General features: G+C 64.9%; 23 protein-coding genes and 1 pseudogene. 7 read left to right on the top strand and 17 right to left on the bottom strand.

Annotated elements, in window-relative coordinates:
* Positions 1-106: 106 nt before the first annotated feature.
* On the bottom strand, positions 107-565 hold the full coding sequence (locus JEY66_RS10670; protein WP_240536877.1) for a GYD domain-containing protein: 459 nt from the start codon (positions 563-565) through the stop codon (positions 107-109).
* A gap of 313 nt (positions 566-878) precedes the next feature.
* On the opposite strand from JEY66_RS10670, the gene JEY66_RS10665 reads away from it, so the two are divergent.
* The gene (locus JEY66_RS10665) at positions 879-1,265 is read left to right on the top strand and encodes an EF-hand domain-containing protein (protein ID WP_016839745.1); all 387 of its coding nucleotides are present in this window, start codon (positions 879-881) and stop codon (positions 1,263-1,265) included.
* 229 nt (positions 1,266-1,494) lie between these two features.
* Positions 1,495-2,444 (top strand): annotated as a pseudogene (locus tag JEY66_RS10660) (aldo/keto reductase).
* Positions 2,445-2,647: 203 nt separating this feature from the next.
* On the opposite strand, the gene htpX reads toward JEY66_RS10660, so the two are convergent.
* The gene (gene htpX, locus JEY66_RS10655) at positions 2,648-3,583 is read right to left on the bottom strand and encodes a zinc metalloprotease HtpX (RefSeq protein WP_016839747.1); all 936 of its coding nucleotides are present in this window, start codon (positions 3,581-3,583) and stop codon (positions 2,648-2,650) included.
* A 150-nt stretch (positions 3,584-3,733) separates the two neighbouring features.
* Here htpX and JEY66_RS10650 point away from each other — a divergent pair, with 150 nt between their 5' ends.
* Both JEY66_RS10650 and JEY66_RS10645 read left to right on the top strand, forming a co-directional pair.
* Positions 3,734-4,093 carry a hypothetical protein gene (locus JEY66_RS10650; RefSeq protein WP_018273393.1) on the top strand — a complete coding sequence of 120 codons (360 nt, stop codon included), beginning with the start codon at positions 3,734-3,736 and terminating at the stop codon, positions 4,091-4,093.
* A 35-nt stretch (positions 4,094-4,128) separates the two neighbouring features.
* A complete protein-coding gene (locus JEY66_RS10645; protein ID WP_018273394.1) occupies positions 4,129-5,445 on the top strand; it encodes a lytic murein transglycosylase in 1,317 nt (438 codons plus the stop codon).
* A gap of 65 nt (positions 5,446-5,510) precedes the next feature.
* Here the strand turns inward: JEY66_RS10645 and JEY66_RS10640 are convergent, their stop codons facing one another.
* Positions 5,511-6,596: an SbmA/BacA-like family transporter gene (locus tag JEY66_RS10640; RefSeq protein WP_016839750.1), complete on the bottom strand. Its 1,086-nt coding sequence runs from the start codon at positions 6,594-6,596 to the stop codon at positions 5,511-5,513.
* A 340-nt stretch (positions 6,597-6,936) separates the two neighbouring features.
* On the opposite strand from JEY66_RS10640, the gene JEY66_RS10635 reads away from it, so the two are divergent.
* The 3 genes from JEY66_RS10635 to JEY66_RS10625 all read left to right on the top strand — a co-directional run bounded on the left by JEY66_RS10635 (position 6,937) and on the right by JEY66_RS10625 (position 9,706).
* Positions 6,937-7,440: a DUF1993 domain-containing protein gene (locus JEY66_RS10635; protein ID WP_018273395.1), complete on the top strand. Its 504-nt coding sequence runs from the start codon at positions 6,937-6,939 to the stop codon at positions 7,438-7,440.
* Positions 7,441-7,656: 216 nt separating this feature from the next.
* The gene (locus JEY66_RS10630) at positions 7,657-8,517 is read left to right on the top strand and encodes an SDR family NAD(P)-dependent oxidoreductase (protein ID WP_018273396.1); all 861 of its coding nucleotides are present in this window, start codon (positions 7,657-7,659) and stop codon (positions 8,515-8,517) included.
* A gap of 85 nt (positions 8,518-8,602) precedes the next feature.
* Complete coding sequence (locus JEY66_RS10625) at positions 8,603-9,706, top strand: alkene reductase (RefSeq protein WP_018273397.1); 1,104 nt, start codon at positions 8,603-8,605, stop codon at positions 9,704-9,706.
* 188 nt (positions 9,707-9,894) lie between these two features.
* On the opposite strand, the gene JEY66_RS10620 is transcribed toward JEY66_RS10625, so the two are convergent.
* From JEY66_RS10620 to JEY66_RS10555, 14 genes are all read right to left on the bottom strand, one after another.
* Positions 9,895-11,637 (bottom strand): ABC transporter substrate-binding protein, encoded by a 1,743-nt coding sequence (locus JEY66_RS10620; protein WP_016846243.1) that lies wholly within the window; start codon positions 11,635-11,637, stop codon positions 9,895-9,897.
* 115 nt (positions 11,638-11,752) lie between these two features.
* The gene (locus tag JEY66_RS10615; RefSeq protein ID WP_016846242.1) at positions 11,753-12,079 is read right to left on the bottom strand and encodes a DUF2160 domain-containing protein; all 327 of its coding nucleotides are present in this window, start codon (positions 12,077-12,079) and stop codon (positions 11,753-11,755) included.
* A gap of 9 nt (positions 12,080-12,088) precedes the next feature.
* Positions 12,089-12,895, bottom strand: coding sequence for a carbohydrate ABC transporter permease (locus tag JEY66_RS10610; protein ID WP_026193266.1), 807 nt, complete (start codon positions 12,893-12,895; stop codon positions 12,089-12,091).
* Positions 12,895-13,797: a carbohydrate ABC transporter permease gene (locus JEY66_RS10605; RefSeq protein WP_018273398.1), complete on the bottom strand. Its 903-nt coding sequence runs from the start codon at positions 13,795-13,797 to the stop codon at positions 12,895-12,897. The genes JEY66_RS10610 and JEY66_RS10605 overlap by 1 nt, the downstream gene beginning before the upstream one ends.
* Complete coding sequence (locus JEY66_RS10600) at positions 13,797-14,882, bottom strand: ABC transporter ATP-binding protein (protein WP_018273399.1); 1,086 nt, start codon at positions 14,880-14,882, stop codon at positions 13,797-13,799. The genes JEY66_RS10605 and JEY66_RS10600 overlap by 1 nt, the downstream gene beginning before the upstream one ends.
* A 12-nt stretch (positions 14,883-14,894) precedes the next feature.
* Positions 14,895-16,034 carry an ABC transporter ATP-binding protein gene (locus JEY66_RS10595; RefSeq protein WP_018273400.1) on the bottom strand — a complete coding sequence of 380 codons (1,140 nt, stop codon included), beginning with the start codon at positions 16,032-16,034 and terminating at the stop codon, positions 14,895-14,897.
* Entirely contained in the window at positions 16,031-17,575 is a 1,545-nt protein-coding gene (gene glpD / locus JEY66_RS10590) for a glycerol-3-phosphate dehydrogenase (RefSeq protein ID WP_026193267.1), read from the bottom strand. Before glpD ends, JEY66_RS10595 begins: the two co-directional genes overlap by 4 nt.
* Positions 17,470-17,754 carry a hypothetical protein gene (locus tag JEY66_RS10585; protein ID WP_162136730.1) on the bottom strand — a complete coding sequence of 95 codons (285 nt, stop codon included), beginning with the start codon at positions 17,752-17,754 and terminating at the stop codon, positions 17,470-17,472. Before JEY66_RS10585 ends, glpD begins: the two co-directional genes overlap by 106 nt.
* Positions 17,755-18,055: 301 nt before the next feature.
* The gene (locus JEY66_RS10580; protein ID WP_016846236.1) at positions 18,056-18,886 is read right to left on the bottom strand and encodes a DeoR/GlpR family DNA-binding transcription regulator; all 831 of its coding nucleotides are present in this window, start codon (positions 18,884-18,886) and stop codon (positions 18,056-18,058) included.
* 138 nt (positions 18,887-19,024) lie between these two features.
* Positions 19,025-19,219: a hypothetical protein gene (locus tag JEY66_RS10575; RefSeq protein WP_016846235.1), complete on the bottom strand. Its 195-nt coding sequence runs from the start codon at positions 19,217-19,219 to the stop codon at positions 19,025-19,027.
* A gap of 165 nt (positions 19,220-19,384) precedes the next feature.
* Positions 19,385-19,846, bottom strand: coding sequence for an acyl-CoA thioesterase (locus JEY66_RS10570; protein ID WP_016846234.1), 462 nt, complete (start codon positions 19,844-19,846; stop codon positions 19,385-19,387).
* Complete coding sequence (locus JEY66_RS10565) at positions 19,843-21,939, bottom strand: 3-hydroxyacyl-CoA dehydrogenase NAD-binding domain-containing protein (RefSeq protein WP_026193268.1); 2,097 nt, start codon at positions 21,937-21,939, stop codon at positions 19,843-19,845. Before JEY66_RS10565 ends, JEY66_RS10570 begins: the two co-directional genes overlap by 4 nt.
* 2 nt (positions 21,940-21,941) lie before the next feature.
* A complete protein-coding gene (locus tag JEY66_RS10560; RefSeq protein ID WP_016846232.1) occupies positions 21,942-23,225 on the bottom strand; it encodes an acetyl-CoA C-acetyltransferase in 1,284 nt (427 codons plus the stop codon).
* Positions 23,225-25,492 (bottom strand): acyl-CoA dehydrogenase, encoded by a 2,268-nt coding sequence (locus tag JEY66_RS10555; RefSeq protein WP_018273403.1) that lies wholly within the window; start codon positions 25,490-25,492, stop codon positions 23,225-23,227. The genes JEY66_RS10560 and JEY66_RS10555 overlap by 1 nt, the downstream gene beginning before the upstream one ends.
* Positions 25,493-25,555: the final 63 nt, after the last annotated feature.

Below are 25,555 nucleotides of genomic sequence, written 5' to 3'. Positions count from 1 at the left end.
GGCGCGCAACGGCCCCCGCCTTCGCGCGCGACGCCGGCTAGCGCCGCCGCGCGAGAGTGACACCGGCCATCAGATCAATCTGCGCCGTTCTGGATCGCTCGGCCTGCTAACCGCCAGGCGGCGTGTAGGCAGCCTTGAGCTTGGTCGCGTGCTGACGCACCACCTTGATCTCGTCCTGGGTGAAGAGCCGGACAAGCTTCACATTCTGCATCGCGCCGGCGGCCACGACCACGCCGCTGATGGCAGGCGCGAAGCTCGGATCCGGCACGTCGAAGATCACCATCACGCCGGGGCCATCGACCGCCGTGCTGTACATCGAAATCAGTTTGCCGCCGGCCGACTCGATCAATTTTCTGGCCGCCTCATATCGATTGGTCGCCGGGTTCTCCATGATGCTGTTGAGGGAACGCGGCGTGTATTCACCAGAGAAGCAGAAATGCATGGCAATTGCTCCATTTGGCTGGAATGAAAAAGGATTCACCCGGGCGCTGCGCGGGCAGAAGCAGATTTCGTATTGGAATGAGGAAAAGACGGCCTGCCGATGGCCCTTTGCGCTGCCGCTCATTCTCCGGATTTCGGCGCGACCGGTGGCAGCTCGCTTGGCAATTTACATCAAACGTCCGGCAAATGAAATCGCATTCCGGCGCTTCGGAAAATTGCTCCATGATCGACTCGGCGCCGAAGGACAGCCCTGCTGACGGGTAGATCGAATCCCGGGTGTCCGACCATGACCCGGATCGGGCATCGCTGCGATGCGGGCCCCTGTTGCCCCTTGATCCATCGCAAACAGTTTAATCTGCCAGCTTGGTAGTGAATGATAAAATTATATCGTTGACACGGAATGATCGGACGACGGTGACGCTTCTGAGGAGGTTTCAATGTACAGGCACATCCTGGGACTGACGGCGTCTGCCCTCATACTGGCCTATGGCACCGTCGGTGTCTCGGCACAGGATCAGATGTCGCACCAAGGGGATCACCAACAGATGCAATTCCATCCCGCGAGTCAGGACGGCGGCGGCATGATGGAGCACGGAGGCATGATGGGTGGCGGCATGATGGGACATATGATGGGCCGCGGCACGATGGGGCCGCCTTTCATGATGCGCATGATGTTTGCCCTGATGGATGCCGACGGTGACGGGACCATCTCACTGCAGGAATTCCAGGCCGCTCACGAACGAATCTTCAAGGCAATGGACACCAACAGGGACGGCAAGCTTACGCCGGAGGAGATGCAAGCGTTCATCCACGGGGGCAGATGATCGGTTCGCCGCAGCTGAAAGTGCAGCCGGAACAGCAGCCTCGCGTGCGCCGCTTGCCCGGATCAATTGCCTGAACCGGCTCCGGAGAGACGAATGTTCGCCAGTTTGCACGAGGCTGGGTGACATTGACTGGCTTCTCGGCCGTGCCGAGGGACACGTCATCTTGCAAACGAGGCCGATCTGCCGCAGTGTCCGGCGCCTCCCTTCAAGAACAAGAGAAGGAACAGTCATGAAGCATCGCGCGCTCGGCCGCTCCGGCCTCACTGTTCCTCCCCTGTGCTTCGGCTGCAATGTATTCGGCTGGACCGTGGACGAGACGTCGTCGTTTCGCCTGCTCGACACCGTGCTCGATCAGGGGCTGACCTTCCTGGATACGGCGGATGTCTATTCACGCTGGGTGCCGGGCCACAGCGGCGGCGAATCCGAGACCATCATCGGCAAATGGATGAAGGCGCGCGGCAACCGCAACCGCGTCATCCTCGCCACCAAGGTCGGCATGGACATGGGAGGCGGCAATGTCGGACTGAAGCCGGACTACATCGCGCGCGCCGTCGAGGACTCGCTGCGGCGGCTGCAGACCGATTTCATCGATCTCTACCAATCCCACAAGGATGATGAGACGACGCCGCAGGAAGAGACGCTCGCGGCCTACGACAAGCTGATCAAGGCCGGCAAGATCAGGGCGATCGGCGCCTCGAACTTCTCGGCGGAGCGGCTCCAAGGTGCGCTCGATATTGCCAAGGCAAACGGGCTGCCGCGCTACGAGAGCATGCAGCCTGAATACAGCCTGGCGGAGCGCTCAAGCTACGAAGGCGCGCTGCAACGCGTCTGCGAGGCGAACGACGTCGGCGTGATCACGTTCTTCTCGCTCGCCGCAGGATTTTTGACCGGCAAATATCGCTCGGAGAGCGACTTCGCCAAGAGCCCGCGCGGTGCACGCAGCATTCCAAAATACATGAACCCGCGCGGCATGCGCATCCTGGCCGGTCTCGACGAGGTCGCCGCGGAAACCCGCGCCGAGCCGGTTCGGTCGCGCTCGCCTGGCTGATGGCAAAACCCTCCGTCACCGCGCCGATCGCCAGCGCCACCAGGCCCGAGCAGGTCGCAACGCTGGTCGCGGCGACCAAACTTGAGTTGAGCAAGGACCAGGTCGAACGGCTGGACGCCGCGAGCGCGTAGCAGCGGCTCCACTTCACCTCGCCCGCGTGCGGGGGGAGGCCGGAACGCATCGCTAGATGCGTTCCGGGTGAGGGGGAGCCTCCGCGAATGCAGCTATCGCCGGATCTGCGGAGACAGCCCATCACCCCAGCCCTCTCCCCGTAAGAACGGGGCGAGGGAGCACACCGCCTTCGCGGCTGCCGTTCAATCCCGCCTCACCTCGCCTAACCCCACGGTCCGCGCTGGCCGGACGATCCGCCCCACGGGCTGCGCGGCGGATAGCTTCCACCGGCCGGGCGCGGCGCGGTCTGGGTGCCGAGCTCGGCGGCGAGCTGCTGCAGCGCGGCGATGCGGTTCGCGGTCGAGGGGTGGGTTGCGAACAGGTTGTCGACGCCGTGGCCCGACAGCGGGTTGATGATGAACATGTGCGCAGTGGCCGGATTGCGCTCGGCCTCCATGTTCGGCACCTGATGCGCGGCGTTCTCGATTTTCGCGAGCGCGGAGGCAAGCCACATCGGCTGGCCGACGATGCGCGCGCCATAATTGTCGGCGGCGTATTCGCGGGTGCGGCTGATCGCCATCTGCACCAGCATGGCGCCGAGCGGCGCCAGGATCATCATCGCGATCGAGCCGACAATGCCGGGACCGTTATTGTTGTTGCGATTGCCGCCGAAGAACATACCGAACTGCGCCAGCATCGAAATCGCACCGGCGATCGTCGCCGTGATCGTCATGGTCAGCGTGTCGTGATGCTTGATATGCGCAAGCTCATGCGCGATCACGCCGGCCAGCTCCTCGCGGCTGAGCTGCTGCATCAGGCCCGTGGTGACGGCGACCGCCGCATTCTCCGGATTGCGGCCGGTCGCGAACGCATTGGGCTGCGCCTCGTCCATCAGGAACACGCGCGGCATCGGAAGAGCGGCGCGCTGCGCCAGCTCGGCGACGAGATTGTAGAGTTCGGGCGCCGAGCCCGCATCGACCTGATGGGCGCCGTACATCGACAGCACCATGCGATCGGAATTCCAGTAGGTGAACAGATTTGTCGCAGCCGCGACGATCAGCGCGATCACCGCGCCGGTGCCGCCGCCGATCAGATAGCCGACCCCCATGAACAGGGCGGTGAGGCCGGCAAGCAGGAGCGCGGTGCGAAGATAGTTCATCGTGGTTCCCTGACGGCAGACGGAATGCTGCCACAACTGACGCCGCTGAGGTAGGGATTTTGCCGCTGAAGCCGCAAGGGGAACCAGTGCGTCGCAGCGACGCGGCGGGGGTTAACGATTGGTTATGTGTCGCGGCGATCGGTAGCCCGCATGAGCGAAGCGATATGCGGGGTCGGTCCCGCATGTCGCTTCGCTCATGCGGGCTACGATCTTTCGCTACGCCGCCGGCTCTTGTGCGATCGCCGCTTCGTCCCCGCGCAGCGCGACGCGCAACATGCGGGCGAGCTCGGCGCGGCTGTAGGGTTTTGCCAGGAACAGGATGCCCTGCTCGAGCTTGCCTTCCTGGTCGATGGCGTCATCGGTATAGCCCGATGTGAAGAAGACGCGGAGACCGGGGCGGCGCTTCCGCGCCTCGGTGGCGAGGTCGCGCCCGGCGCTACCCCGTTGTTGCCCGGTGTCGCCCTGGTGTATGCAGATCGGGCATCAATTCCTCTTTTTTCCAGCCGGTGACATCGATGCCAGCCTCTCCCCTCCGCGCCCCGATCATGATCGCAGCGATCGCGGGGGCGCTGGCGCTCTCTACCCTCGCCTCGGCGCAGCAGCCGCTGCCCAGCCCCTTGAATCCCGCGCCAGTCAGGCCGCGCCCGGCCGCCGTCGCTTCGCCGCGAGCTGCGTCCTGCCACAACGGGCAAAACTTCGATCGCTTCCTCGCCGAGCTGAAGCAGAAGGCGGTCGCCGCCGGCGTCTCGCAGCGCACGATGGCGGAGGCCGCGCCTTACCTGATCTACGACCAGGGCATCGTCAACCGCGACCGCGGCCAGCGCGTGTTCGGGCAGATCTTCACCCAGTTCGCGGGCCGCATGGCCGCGAACTATCGCATGCAGCAGGGCCAGCAATACATCCGGACCTATGCCGCCGCGTTCGCGCGCGCCGAGAAGGAGTATGGCGTGCCGCCGGCGGTGATCGCCGCGTTCTGGGGACTGGAGAGCGATTTCGGCGTCCAGATGGGCAATCTGCCGACGCTGAAATCGCTGGTGTCGCTGGCCTATGATTGCCGCCGCTCCGAAATGTTCCAGGGCGAGACCATCGCCGCGCTGAAGATCATCGAGCGCGGCGACCTGACGCCCGACGAGATGATCGGCTCATGGGCCGGCGAGCTCGGCCAGACGCAATTCTTGCCGACGCACTATTTCAACTACGCGGTCGACTATGACGGCGACGGCCATCGCAATCTCCTGCAAAGCGGCCCCGACGTGATCGGCTCGACCGCGAACTACATCGCCACCGGATTGAAGTGGCGGCGCGGCGAGCCGTGGCTGCAGGAGGTGCGCGTGCCGCAGGCGGCAAATTTCCCTTGGGACCAGGCCGACCTCACCATCAAGCTGCCGCGCTCGAAATGGGTGTCGCTTGGCGTTACCTCGACCGATGGCAAACCGCTCGCCAATGACGAGATGCCGGCCTCGCTGCTGCTGCCGATGGGCCGGATGGGTCCGGCGTTCCTCGCCTATGCGAACTTCGCCGCCTACACCGAATGGAACAACTCGCTGATCTATTCCACCACCGCCGGCTATCTCGCCGGCCGCATCGCGGGCGCACCGCCGATGCAGCGGCCGCACGCGCCGGTCGCGCAATTGCCGTTTGGCGAGATCAAGGAGTTGCAGGGATTGCTGGCGCGTGCCGGCTACGACGTCGGCAAGATCGATGGCGTGCTCGGACAGGCAAGCCGCAGCGCGGTGAAGGCGATGCAGATGAAATACGGGCTGCCGGCGGATTCCTGGCCGACCGCCGAGCTCCTGGCGCGGATGCGCGGCGGCGGTCGGACGCAGCCGGCCGCCGATGCCGCGGCACTGCCGACGCGATGAAATATCATCGTAACCGTCTCAGCGCGCTGTGACGTCAGATGCGCGGGTGAGCCGCAAGTGTCGCCTCATGGCGTGGGCGGCTGATCCTGGTCCAATGCGAGCAGGAGTGATGCGACCCTGTTCGCCGAAGCGGCCCACTCTGCGAGCTTGGCATAATTGTCCGTAAACCAATTGAACGCGGTCTGCACGACAACGAACGCAGCCGACGCCTGGACCACTTCGCCGAGCGTCATCATGCCGGCGAGATACTTTGGAAGGCACAGCAGAAGGCCGATGACCGGGGTGATCAGAAGACTGGTATAGGTCACGAGCGTCATTCGCATCAGTTGCCAGCAATAGATGCGCCAGACGTGGATCACGGCCTTCAGGGCCGCGCCGATGACATGTCGGCCATCTGTGTTGGCCGCAAGCGTCACCTTTCCTTCGCCGCTCTCCCGTAGATGCGTCCCGATCGCCCTCAGTTCGGCTTCCATGCGCTTGTTTTCTTCGATGACGCGGGTCAGTCGACCGGCAGCCAGCCAAATAAAGGTCGCGAGCAGTGACGAATACGCGATCACCGCAACCACGAGGTAGCCGGGAACAAGCAGGGCGAAGCCGCCAACATGAATTGTCAATCCGCCGCCCACCGACCAGAGCACGCCAATGAAGGTTGCGATCGTGAGCAGCGACTGCAGCAGGCCGACCGCGAGGTCGATCGGCAGGTCGGTTGCAACCTTGGCATCTTCAGCGATGCGATACTCGGGAGCCTCGCTGTCTCCTGGTATGAAGCGCAGCCTCTTGTAGCGGTCATCCTTGAGCCAGTAGTCGTAGAGTCGGCTGCTCAACCACGCGCGCCATGAGCGCTGCAAGGTCATGCGTACCCACACCGAGCTTACGTCCAGTGCGATGCTGGCCCCCGCGAGCGGAACAAACCGCAACGCCTGATGGATGAGCTCCGGCTGATTTTTTTGTTCAACCGCATTAAAGAAGTCGCGGTTCCAGAAGTTCAATCCGTATTGGGTCAGAAGTTGCAGGATGACGTTCGCGATCAGCAGGACCACCAGAAACCAGCCGAGCCAGCCCGATGAGCCTCGCCAATATCCGGAGGCGCTCTGCCAGAAGCGAAGCAGCAGCTGCTTCTCTTCCGGAGCGAAACGGGTCCTTGTCAGCATTGGCTCGAGGTCGATCGTCGTCGACCGGTGTTGGCGTTGATCATGCCGGATACCCGCGTATCCGGACCTTTGCCTGAACGATCATCGGTTCGGTCAATCTGCCGCCCCAAGCCCGCCGTCCTATTGATCCTCATCAATGGCGAGGATCGTGATCCCTCTTGACGGCACTGGCGACCGGTCAACCGACCAGCAGATCTCGGGATGACGGGCTTCGGAGGTCGCATACAGAACATTTGACCAAGTGTTACAGCCGCCCGCAGTTGTATTCTTCCCCTTGCCGCCCCATTTGCAGCATCGCCGTTCGGCAACATCCGGATTTCATCAGAACAGGGAGCATCACATGTCCTTTCATGACGCCGTCGTCCCCGCCTACCTGCAGATCCTCAACAGCCTCACCGGCGAGCTGACCAAGGCCGAGGCGCATTGCGAGGCGAAGAAGATCGCGCCCGAGGTGCTACTGGGATCGCGGCTCTATCCCGACATGCTGCCGCTGACCAAGCAGGTGCAGCTGGTCTGCGATCACGCCGCACGGGGCTGTGCGCGACTGACCCATAGCGAGGTGCCGTCAACGCCCGACACCGAGAAGAGCTTCGGTGAACTGAAGCAGCGGCTCGCCAAGACCATCGACTATGTGAAGTCGTTCAAGCCGGCGCAGTTCGACGGCGCCGACGCCAGGGACGTCACCTTCCCGATCGGTCCCGATCGCACCATGACCCTGAAGGGCCAGCAATTCCTCAGCGCGTTCTCGTTCCCGAACTTCTACTTCCACGCCGTGACCGCACACGACATCCTGCGCCACAATGGTGTCGAGATCGGCAAGCGTGATTTCCTCGGCGTGAGCTGACGCGCTTCGTCCCTCATGGTGAGGAGCGCGTCTTCGCGCGTCTCGAACCATGAGGCTCCACTCGGGCCGCATCCTTCGAGACGCCGCTTCGCGGCTCCTCAGGATGAGGACTTACAAGGGTCGGGGTGATCGATATTCCCCGCGACGGGATTTTCGCTTCACGCCCTCGCCCGTGCTACTGCTCCCTGACAACAACAAGACGTCAGGGAGCACGCCATGTCGACCACAACCCACGCACCGAAAGCCATCGATCCGTCCGCCTCGCTGCATGCCGAAGCGCTGGGGCTGGCGAAGAACCACAGCCGCCTCGCCGGGCGGCGCATCATCGTGGTCGGCGCGGGACAGCGCACAACCGTCGATGAAGCGCCGCCGATCGGCAATGGCCGCGCCATGAGCGTGCTGTTCGCGCGCGAGGGCGCGTCGGTCGCCTGCCTCGACGTCAACAAGGACGCGGCCGACGACACCGTCGCGCAGATCACCAAGGAAGGCGGCAAGGCCTTCACCGATGTGGTCGATGTCTCCGACGTCGCGGCGATCGTGCCCGCGGTCGAACGCTGCGCGCAAAGGCTCGGCGGGCTCGATGGGCTGGCGCTCAATGTCGGCATCTCCTCCGGCCTGTCACTGCCCAAGATGACCGCCGAAGCCTGGGACCGCGACTATGCCGTCAATGTGCGCAGCCACATGCTGTTCGCGCAGAAAGCGCTGGAGGTGATGGCGCCGGGCGGCGCGATCATCCTGATCTCGTCGATGGCGAGCCAGCGCGCCGGCGGCCGCAACCCGGCCTATGAATCATCCAAGGCGGCGCAGATCGCGCTGGGGCGGGCGATCGCGCGGGCCGGCGAGGACAAGGGCATTCGCTGCAATGTGATCGCGCCCGGCTTCATGGACACGCCGATGGGCCGCGACGCCAGCCGCAGGCGATCGGACCGCGCCGTGACAGTGCCTTTCGGCCGTCAGGGCACCGGCTGGGAGGTCGCCTATACTGCGCTGTTCCTGATTTCGAATGAATCCTCCTACGTGAACGCGCACACCCTGTTTCTCGATGCCGGCCACATGGGCGGAATTGTGCGCAGCTAGCCTGCGGAGCGCGAATGCCTCGGGCATTGCGCTCGTCGCGGCAATGCACAATTCTCCTCCATCAGTCATTCTCTGGAACATTTACATGAGCCAATCGACCAAACTTCTCGAGCCCTACAAGCTCGGCCCGCTGACGCTGCCGAACCGCCTGGTGATGGCGCCACTGACGCGCAACCGCGCGGTGCCGCCCGGCATGGTGCCGAGCCCGCTCGCGGTGGACTATTACGGCCAGCGCGCCTCCGCCGGCCTTCTGATCACCGAGGCGAGCCAGGTCTCGCAGCAGGGCCAGGGCTATCAGGACACGCCCGGCATCTATTCGAAGGAACAGGTCGAGGGCTGGCGCAAGGTCACCGATCGCGTGCATGAGCGCGGCGGCCGCATCTTCATCCAGCTCTGGCATGTCGGACGCATCTCGCATGTCGCACTGCAGCCGAACGGCGGCGCACCGGTGGCGCCGAGCGCCATCAAGGCCAAGACCAAGACCTTCGTCAACGGCACGTTTGCCGATGTCTCCGAGCCGCGCGCGCTCGAACTGTCGGAGATTCCGGGGATCATCGAGGACTTCAAGCGCGGCACGGCGAATGCGCTGGCGGCCGGCTTCGACGGCGTCGAGATCCACGGCGCCAACGGCTATTTGCTCGACCAGTTCGCCCGCGACGGCACCAACAAGCGCACCGACGCTTATGGCGGCGGAATCGAGAACCGTGCCAAGCTGATGCTGGACGTGTCCAAGGCGGTCGCCATCGTGGCCGGCGCCGATCGCACCGGCATCCGGATCTCGCCGGTGACGCCGGCCAACGACATCACCGACTCCAATCCGCAAGCGCTGTTCGACTACATCGTCGACCAGCTCAGCGCGCTGAAGCTGACCTATCTCCATGTCGTCGAGGGCGCGACCGGCGGCCCGCGCGATATCGCGCCGTTCGATTACGCCTCGCTGCGCAAGCGCTTCAAGCAGGCCTATGTCGCCAACAACGGCTACGACTTCGCGCTGGCGGAGAAAGTGCTGGAGGCCGGCGCGGCCGACCTGATCGCGTTCGGCAAGCCGTTCATCTCCAACCCCGACCTGGTCGAGCGGCTCAAGGCCGGCGCGCCGCTCAACGAGTGGGACAAGGCGACCTTCTACGGCGGCGGCGCCAAGGGCTACACCGACTATCCGACGCTGAAGGCGACCGAGGCGGCGGAGTAAGGTGGACCAAAGACTGTCATGCCCCGCGAAGGCGGGGCATCCAGTATTCCAGAGACGCCAGCGATTGATCGCGACGCCGCGGCGTACTGGATCGCCCGGTCAAGCCGGGCGATGACAGCGGAGAAAACCAAAAGGCCGGGATCGCTCCCGGCCTTTCGTCGTCTTCGGATGGCGTGGGCTGGTACGCCTTACTTCGCTTCGGCGCGCTTCGGCGGGTTGGCCGGCCACGACTTGATCAGCGTGTCGTAGTCGATCGTCTCGCCCTTCGGCTTCTCGTTCGCGAGCTTGCGCTGCGGAGCGATGGTGCCGTCCTTCTCGGCCTTCTTGTACCAGAACTCGGCGGATTCCTTCTTGTTCAGCTTCGGTCCGCAGGCGCCCTGCACACCGGACTTCTCAAGACGCTCCATCACCGAATCCTGGGCCGCGGCCAGCGCGTCCATCGCCTGCTGCGGCGTCTTGGTACCGGACGACGCATCGCCGATGTTCTGCCACCACAGCTGCGCGAGCTTCGGATAGTCGGGCACGTTGTTGCCGGTCGGAGTCCACTGCACGCGCGCGGGCGAGCGGTAGAACTCGATCAGGCCGCCGAGCTTCGGCGCACGCTCGGTGAACGACTTGTCCCAGATATCGGACTCACGGATGAAGGTGAGACCGACATGGCTCTTCTTCAGCGACACCGACTTGGAGATGATGAACTGCAGATAGAGCCAGGCTGCCTTGCGGCGATCCGGCGGGGTCGACTTCAGGAGCGTCACGGAGCCGGCGTCCTGATAGCCGAGCTTCATGCCTTCCTTCCAGTAAGCGCCGTGCGGCGACGGAGCCATACGCCACTTCGGCGTACCGTCCGCGTTCATCACGGCGATGCCCGGCTTCACCATGTCGGCGGTGAAGGCGGTGTACCAGAACATCTGCTGGGCGATGTTGCCCTGCGCCGGCACCGGACCTGCTTCCGAGAAGGTCATGCCCTGGGCCTGCGGCGGGGCATACTTCTTCAGCCAGTCGAGATATTTGGTGATCGAGTAGACCGCGGCCGGGCCGTTGGTGTCGCCACCACGCTCGACCGAGGAGCCGACCGGGCGGCAGCCTTCCATGCGGATGCCCCACTCGTCGACCGGCAGGCCGTTCGGGATACCCTTGTCGCCGTTGCCGGCCATCGACAGCCAGGCGTCGGTGAACCGCCAGCCGAGCGAGGGATCCTTCTTGCCATAGTCCATATGGCCGTAGATCTTGACGCCGTTGATCTCCTTGATGTCGTTGGTGAAGAACTCGGCGATATCCTCATAGGCCGACCAGTTCACGGGCACGCCGAGCTCATAGCCATACTTGGCCTTGAACTTGGCCTTGTACTCGGGGTTGGTGAACCAGTCATAGCGGAACCAATAGAGATTCGCGAACTGCTGGTCGGGCAGCTGGTAGAGCTTGCCGTCCGGCGCCGTGGTGAACGACTTGCCGATGAAGTCGTCGACGTCGAGCATCGGGTCGGTGACGTCCTTGCCCTCACCCTTCATGTAGTCCGACAGGATGATGGTCTGGCCGTAGCGGAAGTGGGTGCCGATCAGGTCGGAGTCGTTGATCCAGCCGTCATAGACGTTCTTGCCCGACTGCATCTGGGTCTGCAGCTTCTCGACGACGTCACCTTCCTGGATGATGTCGTGCTTGAGCTTGATGCCGGTCAGTTCGGAGAACGCCTTGGCCAGCGTCTGCGATTCATATTCGTGCGTCGTGATCGTTTCCGAGACGACGTTGATCTCCATGCCCTTGAAGGGTTCGGCGGCCTTGGCGAACCACTCGAGCTCCTTCTTCTGGTCTTCCTTCGACAGCGTCGAGGGCTGGAATTCCGCGATCCACTTCTGGATCACGGCATCGTCGGCGGCGCGGGCCGGCGTGGCGACCGCGAGCGAGGCTGCGATCAGCGCGGCGGCGCTGGTCATAGTCAAAAGACTATCCTTTGTCGTTCTCAAATGTCGCATTATGATTCCTCCGGTTGCAGCGACAAACAAAACCCCAGGCCCGGGTAGACCCCGGATCTGCTCTTCTTCGCTTTCGTCAGACGGTGCGAAAGATCGCCACGGCTGAAAGAAGCGAAATCAGCGTTGCGAGCCACAGGCTCGAAATTTCCACGCCCTCGCCGATCGGCAGGGTGAGGATCGGATCGGTGCCGACGAGGCCGATCCACACCAGGTGGATCACCGCCGCCAGCACCAGCGAAATGAACAAACGATCGCCGCGCGTGGTCGGGATGCGCAGCACGCCGACCCGCTCGGCCTCGGGATAGACAGCCGCGAGCCAGGTCATCACGCCGAGCGTCGAGGCCAGCAGCACGAAGAAGATCGCGGTCGGCAGCGTCCAGGCCATCCATGCGATGGATTCCATGATCGCCTCCTAGACCCGGCCGAGCGCGAAGCCGCGCGCGATGTAGTTGCGGACGAACCAGATCACCAGCGCGCCCGGAATGATGGTGAGCACGCCGGCGGCGGCGAGCAGGCCCCAGTCCATGCCGGCCGCCGAGACCGTGCGCGTCATGATCGCCGCGATCGGCTTGGCCTGCACCGAGGTCAGCGTGCGCGCGAGCAGCAGCTCGACCCAGGAGAACATGAAGCAGAAGAAGGCGGCGACGCCGATGCCGCTTGCGATGAGCGGCACCAGGATCTTGATGAAGAAGCGCGGGAACGAATAGCCATCGAGGAACGCGGTCTCGTCGATCTCGCGCGGCACGCCGGAGACGAAGCCTTCGAGGATCCACACCGCCAGCGGCACATTGAAGATGCAGTGCGCGAGCGCGACCGCCCACGGCGTATCGAACAGGTCGATCGCCGAATAGAGGTTGAAGAACGGCAGCGCGTAGACCGCCGCCGGCGCCATGCGGTTCGACAGCAGCCAGAAGAACAGGTGCTTGTCGCCAAGGAAGCGGTAGCGCGAGAACGCATAGGCCGCCGGCAGCGCCACCGCGATCGAGATGATGGTGTTGAGCACGACGTATTCGAGCGAATTGATGTAGCCGGAATACCAGCTCTCGTCGGTGAAGATGCGCTTGTAGTGCTGCAGCGTCGGCGTGTGCGGCCACAGCGTCATCGTCGAGACGATCTCGGCGTTGGTCTTGAAGCTCATGTTGACGAGCCAGTAGATCGGCAACAGCAGGAAGATCAGGAACAGCGCCATGATCAGGCGGCGGCCGGGGATCGAATGCATCACGCCGCTCCTTCCTTGGCCGGACGCTCGGAGCCGGCATTGACCATCACGGTGTAGAACACCCAGCACACGATCAGGATGATCAAATTGTAGACCAGCGACAGCGCCGCGGCCTTGCCGAGATCGAACTGGCCGAGCGCGATCTTGACGAGCTCGATCGAGACGAAGGTCGTCGAATTGCCGGGGCCGCCGCCGGTGACCACGAACGGCTCGGTATAGATCATGAAGCTGTCCATGAAGCGCAGCAGCACCGCGATCAGCAGCACGCGGTTCATCTTCGGCAGCTGGATCGCCTTGAACACCGCCCAGCGCGAGGCGCCGTCGATCTGCGCCGCCTGGTAATAGGCGTCGGGGATCGACTTCAGGCCGGCGTAGCAGAGCAGCGCGACGAGGCTGGTCCAGTGCCAGACGTCCATCACGATCACCGTGACCCAGGCGTCGACCTCGTTGGACACGTAATTGTAGTTGAGGCCGAGGTGGTTCAGCACATAGCCGAGCAGGCCGATATCGGGCCGGCCGAAGATCTGCCAGATGGTGCCGACCACGTTCCACGGAATCAGCAGCGGCAAGGCGAGGATGACGAGGCAGGCCGCGACGCCCCAGCCCTCCCGCGGCATCGACAGCGCGACGATGATGCCGAGCGGCACCTCGATCGCGAGGATCACGGCGGAGAAGAACAGGTTGCGGCCGAGCGAGGCCAGGAAGCGGCCGCCGAGATCGGTCGATGGATCGAGCAGCTCCTTGAACCAGCCGACACCGTTCCAGAAGAACTGGTTGTTGCCGAAGGTGTCCTGCATCGAATAGTTCACGACGGTCATCAGCGGCAGCACCGCCGAGAACGCCACCACCAGGAACACCGGCAGCACCAGGAACCAGGCTTTTTGGTTGACCGTCTTGTCCATCAGGCGACCCCCTCCACCAAATGGCTGTCGGCATAGACGTGGACATGCGCGGGATTGAAGATCAGCCCGGCGGTGTTGCCGGAGACCGAGAAGCCCGGCGGCACGCGCGCGGCGAATTTGGTATCGCCAACCCGCACGCGGGCGAACTGGATGCGGCCGAGATCGTCGATCCGCTCGATGGTGGCCGACAGCAACCCTGACGCCGGTGCCGCGACATCGACGAATTCCGGCCGCACGCCGATCTCGATCTTCTTGCCCGCAGGCAGCACACCATAGTTTCGATGCAGGCCGATGACATGGCCGTCGATCCGCGCCTCGTGACCACTGACCTCGGCGGGCACAATGTTCATGCCGGGCGAGCCGATGAAATAGCCGACGAAGGTGTGCGCCGGCTTGTCGAACAATTCGGCCGGCGTGCCGCTCTGCACCACGCGGCCGTCATGCATCACGACGACGGTGTCGGCGAAGGTCAGCGCCTCGGTCTGGTCGTGGGTGACGTAGATCATCGTGAGGTCGAGCTCGCGATGCAGCGCCTTCAGCTTGGAGCGCAGCTGCCATTTCAGCTCGGGATCGATCACCGTCAGCGGTTCGTCGAACAGGACGGCCGCGACGTCGGAGCGCACCAGGCCGCGGCCGAGCGAGATCTTCTGCTTGGCGTCGGCGGTGAGCCGCGTCGCCTTGCGCTTGAGATAGGGCGTGAGGTCGAGCAGGTCGGCGATCTGCCTGACCCGCGCGTCGACCTCGGCCTTGGCGACGCCGCGATTCTTCAGCGGGAAGGCCAGGTTCTGGCCGACCGTCATGGTGTCGTAGATCACCGGGAACTGGAACACCTGCGCGATGTTGCGCTTCTGCGTCGACAGCGGCGTGATGTCACGGCCGTCGAACAGGATCTTTCCGCGCGACGGCGTCACGATGCCGGAGATCAGGTTGAGCAGCGTGGTCTTGCCGCAGCCGGACGGCCCGAGCAGCGCGTAGGCGCCGCCCTGCCGCCAGGTCATGGTGACCGGCTTCAGCGCAAAGGATTCCTGCGGCGCGTCGTTGCCGCCGTAGGAGTGCGCGAGATCGACGAGGTCAATGCGGGCCATGAAGCATCTCCCTCACTTGCCGTTGCCGGCTGACGCGTTTGCTGCACGCGCACTGCGATGCACGTTGCCCGAAAACGCGGTCGCGGGCGACGCGACAAGGCGGTCGGCCGCGTCGAACACGAAGATGTTGTCCGGATCGAGCGCGGCGTCGAGCACCTGCCCGGGTTCATATTCGTGCACGCCGTGCAGCACCGCGACCCAGTTCGAGCCGTGGACATGGACATGCACAAAGCTCTCCGACCCGGTGATCTCGGTCACCGTCACCGCGGCGGAAAATTTGTGGCGGCCGGCCGCGACATTCCCGACCTCGAGCTGGTGCGCGCGGAAGCCGGTCCGGTAGCGGCCATCGGGCAGATTGGCATAGAGGCCGGCCGCGGGCGCCTGCTCGCCGCCGGCATAGATCACTTGCGCGCCCTTCTTCTCGATGCCGATGATGTTGAGCGGCGGATCGGAGAACACCTGCGCGACACGCAGCGTGTCGGGATGGCGGTAGACCTTCGGCGTCGCGCCGGTTTGCAGCGCCTTGCCCTGCCACATGCAGACCGTGTCGCCGCCGAGCAGCAGCGCTTCCGACGGTTCGGTGGTGGCGTAGACGAAGATCGCGCCGGAGGCCTCGAAGATGCGCGGCAGCTCGGCACGCAGCTCCTCGCGCAGCTTGTAGTCGAGATTGGCGAGCGGCTCGTCGAGCAGCACGAGGTCGGCGCCCTTGACCAGCGCCCGCGCGATCGCGGTGCGCTGCTGCTGGCCGCCGGAGAGTTGCAGCGGCGTGCGCTTCAGGAACGGCTCGAGCCGCAACAGGCTGGCCGCTTCCGCCACCCGCCGCTCGATCTCGGCGCGCGGCTTGCCCTGCACGCGCAGCGGCGAGGCGATGTTCTCGTAGACCGTCAGCGAGGGATAGTTGATGAACTGCTGATAGACCATCGCGACCGAACGCTGCCGCACGTCGGCGCCGGTGACGTCCTTGCCGTCGACCAGCACGCGGCCGGTGGTCGGCTTGTCGAGGCCGGCGAGCAGCCGCATGATCGAGGTCTTGCCCGACAGCGTCGGCCCGAGCAGCACGCTCAGCGTGCCACGCTCCAGCGTCAGCGACACATCGCGGATGGTCGGAATGCCGTCCACGGTTCGCGTGACATTCTGCAGTGTGACGCTCATGCCCGTCCTCCCGCTTCGCGGAGGGGACGTTCACCGGACACGCGGTTGGCGAGCATCCACTCGTCGAGCGCGGCGATTTCACCCGCCGTCATCCGCAAGCCCAGCTTGGATCGTCGCCAGACGACATCGTCCGCAGTCCGAGCCCATTCGTTCGCCATCAGGTACCTGACTTCGCTTTCCGTCAAGGTGGCGCCGAAGGACCGGCCGAGATCGGCCGTCGATGTTGCGTCGCCCAAGACTTTGCTGGCGCGCGTGCCATAGGCATGGGCGAGACGATTGGCGTGCGATTGCGCGAGAAACGGATAGTTGCGGATCAATTCGGCGCTCAGCGCCGCGACCGCAGATACATCCATGTCGCCGCCGGGCAGCGGCGCCTTGCCGGTCCAGCCCTCCTGCGCCTTTGTGCCGCGGAGATAAGGCGACAGCCGCTCCAGCGCCTCTTCGGAGAGGCGGCGATAGGTCGTGATCTTGCCGCCATAGATCGACAGTAAGGGCGCACCGCCGGGCGTATCGAGCTCGAACACATAGTCGCGGGTCGCGGCCTTGGCTTCGCTCGCGCCGTCGTCATAGAGCGGACGCACGCCGGAGTAATTCCAGACCACGTCCTCGGGCTTCACCGGCTTGGCGAGATACGCGCTGGCGGACGCGCAGAGATATTCGATCTCCTCCTGCGTCGCCTTCACCTTGGCCGGATCGCCGTCATAGTCGCGATCGGTGGTGCCGATCAGCGAGAAGTCGTCCTGATAGGGAATGACGAAGATGATGCGGCCGTCGGCATTCTGGAAGATGTAGGCACGGTCGTGGTCGTAGAGCTTCGGCACCACGATGTGCGAGCCCTGCACGAGGCGCACCTTGGCGCGCGCGTTGACGCCGGCGCCCGAGGCCAGGACCTGTTCGACCCAGGGACCGCCGGCATTGACCAGCACGCGTGACTGGATCGTGTCGCGGGCACCCGTGACGCTGTCCTCGACCGTGACGTGCCAGACGCCGTCGACCTGCCTGATCTCGACCGCGCGGGTGCGGGTGCGGATCTCGGCGCCGCGGTCGGCGGCATCGCGCGCGGTCAACGCCACCAGCCGGGCGTCGTCGACGAAGCAGTCGGAATATTCGAAGCCCTTGGTGTAGCGGCCCGGGATCAGCGGCTTGCCGACCACGTCGCGCGTCAGATCGACCGAGCGCGTCGCCGGCAGCAAATGCCGGCCGCCGATATGGTCATAGAGGAAGAGGCCGAGCCGCAGCAGCCAGGCCGGACGCAGGCCGGCGTGGTGCGGCAAAACGAAACGCAGCGGCCGAATGATGTGGGGCGCGATCTGCCAGAGGATTTCGCGCTCGATCAGCGCCTCGCGCACCAGACGAAACTCGTAATATTCGAGATAGCGCAGACCGCCATGCACGAGCTTGGTCGACCAGGACGACGTTCCGCTGGCCAAGTCATTCATTTCACAGAGGAAAACAGAGTTACCCCGGCCCGCCGCATCGCGCGCGATGCCGCAGCCATTAACGCCGCCTCCAATGATGGCGAGGTCGTAAATTCGGTCCAAAGAACGCTTCCCCCGGCAACCGCCTTCGCTTTGACGGTTTTACTTTCGGATTGGAGTAAATCACAACCAAAAACGAAAGCAAAGTGAAAACGGGGAACTTTTGCTGCGGATTTCTTGGGCGGGTGATTGCGGGCGAGGGCAAACAGGTCTGTCGCCGTCACCTCCGCGCCGATGCCCACCTGTTCGACCCGTCACCCCCGCGCAATGGCGTAGCCATTGTCGCTGGAGGTGCGAGCGTGAGCGAGCCTCGAAGGGTGCGCGGCCCGAGTGTGGCCGTCGATCCTTCGAGACGCGCGCAAGAGCGCGCTCCTCAGGATGACGGTGAGAGAGTTGCGTGCAGCGGCTTCGTCGCATTCCGCTGTCATGCCCCGCTTCAAGCGGGGCATCCAGTACGCCGCGGCGTCGCGGCTCAAGCACGAATGTCTCTGGAATACTGGATCGCCCGGTCGAGCCGGGCGATGACTGCGAGAAGATGCGGAATTACGCGCTGCGCAGCGTCGCGGCTGCCGCGTCGGCGCCGTTGTCGTCGAGATCGACTTGCGGCTTGTCCATCGCGACGACCACCTCGATACCGCGGCTATGGCAGATATTGGCGAGGGCCGCGGGGAGCGGTGAATCGGTGACGAAGGTCTGGATCTGGCTCATATGGGCGATCCGCACCGGCGCGCTGCGGCGGAGCTTGGTCGAGTCCGAGACCAGCATCACGTTGCGCGCATTGGCGATGATCGCCTGCGCGACCTGCACCTCGCGATAGTCGAAGTCGAGCAGCGCGCCCTCCTCGTCGATCGCGGACGCGCCGATAATGGCGTAGTCCACCTTGAACTGGCCGATCAGCTGCGTCGCGGTGGAGCCGACCACGGCGCCGTCGGCGCGGCGCACCGTGCCGCCGGCCACCACCACCTCGATGCGCGGATGGCGGTACAGCAGCATCGCGACGTTGAGGTTGTTGGTGATGACGAGCAGGTCCTCATGTGAGGTCAGCGCGCTCGCGACCTCTTCCGTGGTGGTGCCGATATTGATGAACAGCGAGCAGCCGTTCGGAATCCGTGCCGCCGCGGCAGCGCCGATCGCCTTCTTCTCCTCGGCGGCGACGAAGCGGCGCGCCTCGTAGGCGAGGTTCTCGACGCCCGAGGCGATGATCGCGCCGCCATGGATGCGGGTCAGCGAGCGTTGGTCGCAGAGATCGTTGAGGTCCTTGCGGATGGTCTGCGCCGACACCTCGAATCGCTTGGCGAGGTCTTCGACCATGACCCGCCCGAACGCGCGCGCGATGTTGAGGATTTCAGTCTGGCGATGGGAGAGTCCGGCCACGGCGGCCCCCTTGAAACGGCGAGTCGCCCATGGTGCGACCGTTCGGCACGGAGGTCAACGTGCAGTGCCGGGTCGGGGACGGCCGGGGCGAAGGTGGACGCTTCGCCCGGGCCACGCGCAATGACGCGATGGCGCGTTCTACGACGCCATCTGCATGGACTGACCGGTGAGCAGCCGGCGCGCCGCGCGCTCGGCCTCGCGGGCATTGCGGAAGATCTGGCCTTCAAGGCGGTCGAAAAGGTGCGATGCAGCAAAGAACTGATAACCACGCGCATCGCGCACCACGATACCCGCCGTCTGCGAACTCACTTCGATCACGTAACTGTCGGACATTGTCAGCCTCGGTTTGACTCCGGCCCGACAACGGAATCGCTGGCTGTTTGTTCCTCAATTATTTTTGCGCGGCGAAGCGGGTTTTTGCAGTCAAATCACGCTCCGGACTCAGTTTCGACGCGTTTGCTCCCGCCCCGAATCAGCGGCACTGGCGCGCGAAAGATGTCAGGTTTCGATCGTCGCGCCGTCGCGCTGGATCGGTTGCGGATGGCCCTGCTCGTCGATCGAGACATAGGTGAAATTGCCGTCGGTCACGAGGATCGACTGCTGCTCGCGACGGCGCAGCACCCAGGCCTCGAGATGCACCGTGATCGAGGTGCGGCCGATGCGCACCAGATTGGCATGGACGGAGACGAGATCGCCGACATTGACCGCCTTGCGGAAGTTCATTGCGTCGATCGCGACCGTCACGGTGCGCGACTTCGCCACCTTGGAGGCGAACACGCCGCCGCCGAGATCCATCTGGCTGAGCAGCCAGCCGCCGAAGATGTCGCCATTGGCATTGGTGTCGGCCGGCATCGCCAGCGTGCGGATGCAGAGATCGCCCTTCGGCCCGGCGTCGGTGCTCAGCGGCGCGTGAACGTGGGTGTCGGTCGCTTGTGAGTCGGTCACTTGCGAATCGGTCACTTGAATGCCTCCCAGCCGGGATCCGGCGCAAATCGTCCGCCGAACTTGCGCATCAAGGCCTGCATCGCCGACACCACATGGTCGACGCCGCGGCTGCGCGCATAGTTGAGCGGGCCGCCGCGGAACGGGGCATAGCCGGTGCCGAAGATCATCGCGCCGTCGACCATGTCGGGATTGTCGACGATGCCCTCGCGCAATGCGGCGACGCAGACGTTCGAGATCGGCAGCACCAGGCGGTCGATCATCTCATCGGTGACCCGGGGACCGGTCTCCGGCAGCGGCGCCTTCTCCGCCTTGCCGTCCTTCCAGGTGTAGAAGCCCTTGCCGGTCTTGCGGCCGAGCTCGCCCCTGGCGACTTTTTCGCGCAACCATGCAGGCGTCGGCGGCAGCGTATCGCCGAACTTCGAGCGCAGCATCTCGCCGACATCGAGGCAGATATCGAGGCCGACCTGGTCGGCGAGCTCGATCGGCCCCATCGGCATGCCGAACTCGACCGCGGCCGCGTCGATCAGGCGCTGATCGGTCTTCTCGTCCAGCATCATCATCGCTTCCAGCATGTAGGGCGTCAGCGCGCGGTTGACGAGGAAGCCCGGCGAGCTCTTCACCGGCAGCGGCAGGCGGTCGATGGCGCCGACGAAGGCGAGCGCCTCCTTGAGCAGGCCGGTATCGGTGCCGTCATGGCTGACGACCTCGACGAGTTGCAGCCGCGACACCGGGTTGAAGAAGTGCAGGCCGAGCAGCCGCTCCGGCCGTGCCAGCGTGGTGCGCAGATCCTGCAGCGGGATGCTCGAGGTGTTGGTGGCGAGGATCGCGCCGGGCTTCATCCTCGGCTCGAGGGAAGCATAGACGTTCTGCTTCAGCTCGAGCTTTTCCGGCACCGCCTCGATGATCAGATCGGCATTGCGGACGCCCTCGCCGTCCATGTCGGGAATCAGGCGGTCGAGCGCGTCGCGCTGGTCGATCCGCTTGCGCATGATCTTGCCGTATAGCTCCGCGGCGCGCTTCATGGCGCCCGCGACCGGCTCGGCCTTCATGTCGGCCAAGGTCACCCGCATGTCCTGGTTGGCGCACCAGGCCGCGATATCGCCGCCCATCGCGCCGGCGCCGATGACATGGACATGCGCAACCTTGTTGCCGCTGCCCGCCAGCTTCTTCATCTGCTCGCGCAGGAAGAACACGCGGATCAGGTTCTGCGCGGTCGGCGTCACCATCAGATTGGCGAACGAGGCCTTCTCCGCATTCAGCATCGCCGCGCGGTTGCCGGCGAGCTTCTCCCACAGCTCGATCAGCGCATAGGGCGCCGGGTAATGCTTGCGCGGCGCCGCCTTCTCGGCCTCGCTGCGCATCCGCGAGGCAAGGAAGCCCCTGACCGGACCAAGATTGAGGATCGAGTTGAGCGCGCCCGGCCTGGCGCGTTTCAGCCGGCCGAACACCGCATCCTTCACCGCGTTGCGGACATGGCGCTCCTGGGTGACGGCGTCGACCAGGCCGAGCGACTTGGCGCGGCGCGCGTCGATCGTCTTGCCGGTCAGCATCAAGGTCATCGCCTGCATCGGGTTGACCAGCTCGGTGAAGCGCACGGTGCCGCCGAGACCGGGATGCAGGCCGAGCATCACCTCCGGGAAGCCGAACCGCGCGTCGTCGATCGCGATCCGCATCTGGCAGGCCAGCGCGACCTCGAGGCCGCCGCCAAGGCAGAAGCCGTGGATGACCGCGACCGAGGGCACGCGCAGCGCCTCGAGCCGGTCGATCACCGCATGGGCGCGGCCGATCGCGGTCTCGACCGGGCTGGAATCGCTGGCGCCGCGAAACTCATTGACGTCGGCGCCGGCGATGAAGCCGCTCTTTTTCGCGGAGCGTACCACGAGACCGGTCGGCCGCTGGTTCTCCAGCGCCGCGACGATGGCGTCGAGCTCTTCGAGCAGATCGGCGGACAGCGTGTTGGCGCTGGCACCGGCGCGGTCGAACAGCAGCCAGGCGATGCCGTCCTCGTCACGCGTCAGCTTGAAATTCTTGTAGGGACCGTCGGCGGCGGGCTTCGGCCCGAGTTCGAGCACGCGATCGGCGAGAAGGTCCATGATCCGTGAATCCATGATCACACCGTCTCTATCAACATCGCGCCGCCCTGCCCGCCACCGATGCATTCGGTGGCGACGCCGCGCCTGGTGCCGAGCCGCTTCATCGTATTGACCAGATGCAGCACGATGCGGTTGCCGCTGGTGCCGACCGGATGGCCGAGGCTGATCGCGCCGCCGTCGACGTTCAGTTTCGCGCGATCGATCTCGCCGGCCGCGCCGTCGAGCCCGAGAATCTCGCGGCAGAATCTCTCGTCGTTCCACGCCGCGAGGCAGCCCAGCACCTGGGTGGCGAAGGCCTCGTTGAGCTCCCAGGTCTCGACGTCCTGCAAGGTCATGGCGTTGCGCTTGAGCATCGCGCTCGCCGACCGCACCGGACCGAGGCCCATGATCGAGGGATCGAGCGCCGACCACTGGCTGTCGAGGATGACGGCCTTCGGCGTCAGCCCATGCTTGGCCACCGCCGTCTCCGACGCCAGGATCACCCAGGAGGCACCGTCGGTGATCTGCGAGGAATTGCCGGCGGTGACCTGGCCCCACGGACGCTCGAACACCGGCTTCAGCTTGGCCAAGGTCTCGGGCGTCGAGTCCGGGCGAACGCCGTCGTCATGGTCGTAGAACTTGCCGTCGCGGGAGAACGCGGTCTCGACCTCGCCCTTGAGAAAGCCTTGCTTCTGCGCGTTGGCCAGCCGCTGATGGCTCTCGGCGGCATATGCATCGGACTGTGCGCGGGTGATGCCGAAGAGATGACCGACCTTCTCCGCGGTCTGCCCCATGTTGAGCTCGGTGATCGGGTCGGTCAGCCCGCGCTCGAGGCCGATGATCGGCTTGAAGTAGCTCGGCTTCACCTTCAGCGCCGCGGCGATCTTGGCACCTAGCCCCTTGGCGCCGGCAAAGCCGGCAAACCAGCGCACGCCGGAATTGGGCCAGACCAGCGGCGCGTGGCTCAACGCCTCGGCGCCGCCGGCAAGGATCAGGTCGGAGGTGCCCTCGCGGATGTAGCGGTAGCCGGTGTCGATCGACTGCATGCCGGAGCCGCAATTGATCTGCACCGTGAAGGCGACCATCTCTTCGCCCATGCCAAGCCGGAGCGCCGCGACGCGCGCCGGGTTCATCTCGTCGGCGATCACATTGACGCAGCCGAGGATCACCTGGTCGAAGGCGGTGGGCGCGAACGGCTGCCGCGCCAGCAGCGGCCGGCCGCATTGTACGGCAAGATCGACCGGGGTGAACGGGCCGGGACCGGAGCGCGCCTTCAGGAACGGCGTCCGGCTGCCGTCGACGATAAAGACTGGTCGCGCCATCAGCTCGCCGCCCTCTGCTCACCAAGCTCCTGGAAGAACTGATGCACGTCGGCGGATTTCTTGTAAATCGGGGACAGCGCCTCCGGCGCAAAATCGTCAACCTCGATGATTTTGGCGACGGCGTCGTGAGCGGCCGCGAGCTTCTCGCCGTCGGCCTCGGTGATGACGCCTTTCTTGACCGCCTCCCTCCAGTCGTGCAGGCGCGCCGCGCGCAGCTGCTTGGCGGCATCCTCGGCTTCGGTGACGAGGCGGAAGGCCTTCTCCAGCCGCGCGATGCCGCCGTCATCCTCGACGAAGGCGAGGTCCGGCGTCAGGCGGTCGCGCGCCGCCGAGGGCGACAGCACGAGCTGCGCACAGAGATGCACGATGCGATCCGTCGGGCCGGTGACGCGTGCGCCGAACGGCTGGATCAGGAATTTCAGCAGCCAAGCCACCGGGCGGTTCGGCAGATTGGCGAAGATTTCCGCAAAGCGGTTCTCGATGGTCTTGAAGCCGGACGCCATGCACCATTCGAGCGCCGGAAGATCCTCCTTCTGCCGGCCCTCATCCTGCCAGCGTTTCAAAGCAGCGGAGAGCAAATACAGCTCGGACAGGATGTCGCCGAAGCGCGCCGAGAGCATCTCCTTGCGCTTCAGCGCGCCGCCGAGGGTGAGCAGCGCCATGTCGGCGCACAGCGCGAACGCCGACGAATAGCGCGACAGCTGGCGATAGAACTCGGTGGCGTCACCGGCATCCGGTGCCGGCGCGAACAGGCCGAAACTCCAGTTGCGGCCCCAGGCGCGGAACATGGTCGCGAAGCTGTGGCCGACATGCTTCCAGAACGCGGTGTCGAACGCGGTGAGGCCCTTGTCGCGATCGGGCTCGCTGAGCGCGTTCATCTCCTGCAACAGATAGGGATGCGCGCGGATCGCGCCCTGCCCGAACACGATCAGGTTGCGGGTCAGGATGTTGGCGCCCTCGACCGTGATGCCGACCGGCACCGAGCGGTAGAGCCCGCCGAGATAATTCTGCGGCCCGTCGATCACGGCCTTGCCGCCATGGATGTCCATCGCGTCGTCGATCGCGATCCGCATCCGCTCGGTGGCGTGCAGCTTCATGATCCCGGAGATGACGGCGGGATGATGCCCCTCGTTCAGCGCGGCGCAGGTCAGCCGCCGCGCGGCGTCGAGCAGATAGGCCGTGCCGGCGATGCGCGCGAGCGGCTCCTCGATGCCCTCGAATTTCGAGATCGAGATGCCGAACTGCTCGCGGATGCGGGCATAGGCGCCGGTGGTGCGCGCGGCATAGGCCGCGCCGGCCGCCGACAGCGACGGCAGCGAGATGCCGCGGCCGGCGGCGAGCGCCGTCATCAGCATCTTCCAGCCCTGGCCGAGCCGCTCCTGGCCGCCGATGATGTAGTCGAGCGGGATGAAGACGTCCTTGCCCCAGTTCGGGCCGTTCTGGAACACCTGCATCGCCGGCAGATGGCGGTGGCCGATCGAGACGCCGGGCAGATGGGTCGGGATCAGCGCGACGGTGATGCCGAGCTCCTCCTCGCTGCCGACGAGGTGATCGGGATCATAGGCCTTGAACGCTAGCCCAAGCAGCGTTGCGACCGGGCCGAGCGTGATGTAGCGCTTGTGCCAGTTGAGCCTCAGGCCCAGCACCTCGCGGCCTTCGAAATTGCCCTTGCAGATGATGCCGGTGTCGATCATCGAGGCGGCATCGGACCCTGCCTCCGGGCTGGTCAGACCGAAGCAGGGAATGTCCTGGCCGGAGGCCAGGCGCGGCAGCCATTTGTCCTGCTGCTCTTTGGTGCCGAAGCGCATCAACAGTTCGCCCGGCCCGAGCGAGTTCGGCACCATCACGGTGACGGCCGCGGTCAGCGAACGCGACGAGATCTTGCGCACCACTTCGGAATGCGCATAGGGCGAGAAGCCGAGCCCGCCGAATTCCTTCGGGATGATCATGCCGAAGAATTTCTTGGCCTTGATGAAGGCCCAGACCTCGGGCGGCAGATCGCGCCATTCCCAGTTGATCTTCCACTCGTCGAGCATCCTGCAGAGCTCATCGACCGGACCGTGCAGGAAGGCCTGCTCTTCGTCGGTCAACCTGGCCGGCGCGAACGCCAGCAATTTCGACCAGTCGGGATTGCCGGTGAACAGATCGGCGTCCCACCAGACGTCGCCGGCTTCCAGCGCCTCGCGCTCGGTGTCCGACATCGTCGGCAGCACGCCACGCGCCCAGGAGAAGATCGGTTTTGTCATATAGTCGCGGCGGAAGCTCATGGCGGATCCTCATGAAACGGCAGCGCGGATGGGTGATCCTATCGGAAAGTGCCGTTCACCGGT

Origin of the sequence: Bradyrhizobium elkanii USDA 76, assembly GCF_023278185.1 — a bacterium.
GTDB lineage: Bacteria > Pseudomonadota > Alphaproteobacteria > Rhizobiales > Xanthobacteraceae > Bradyrhizobium > Bradyrhizobium elkanii.
This window is presented reverse-complemented; position numbering and strand designations above follow the sequence as displayed.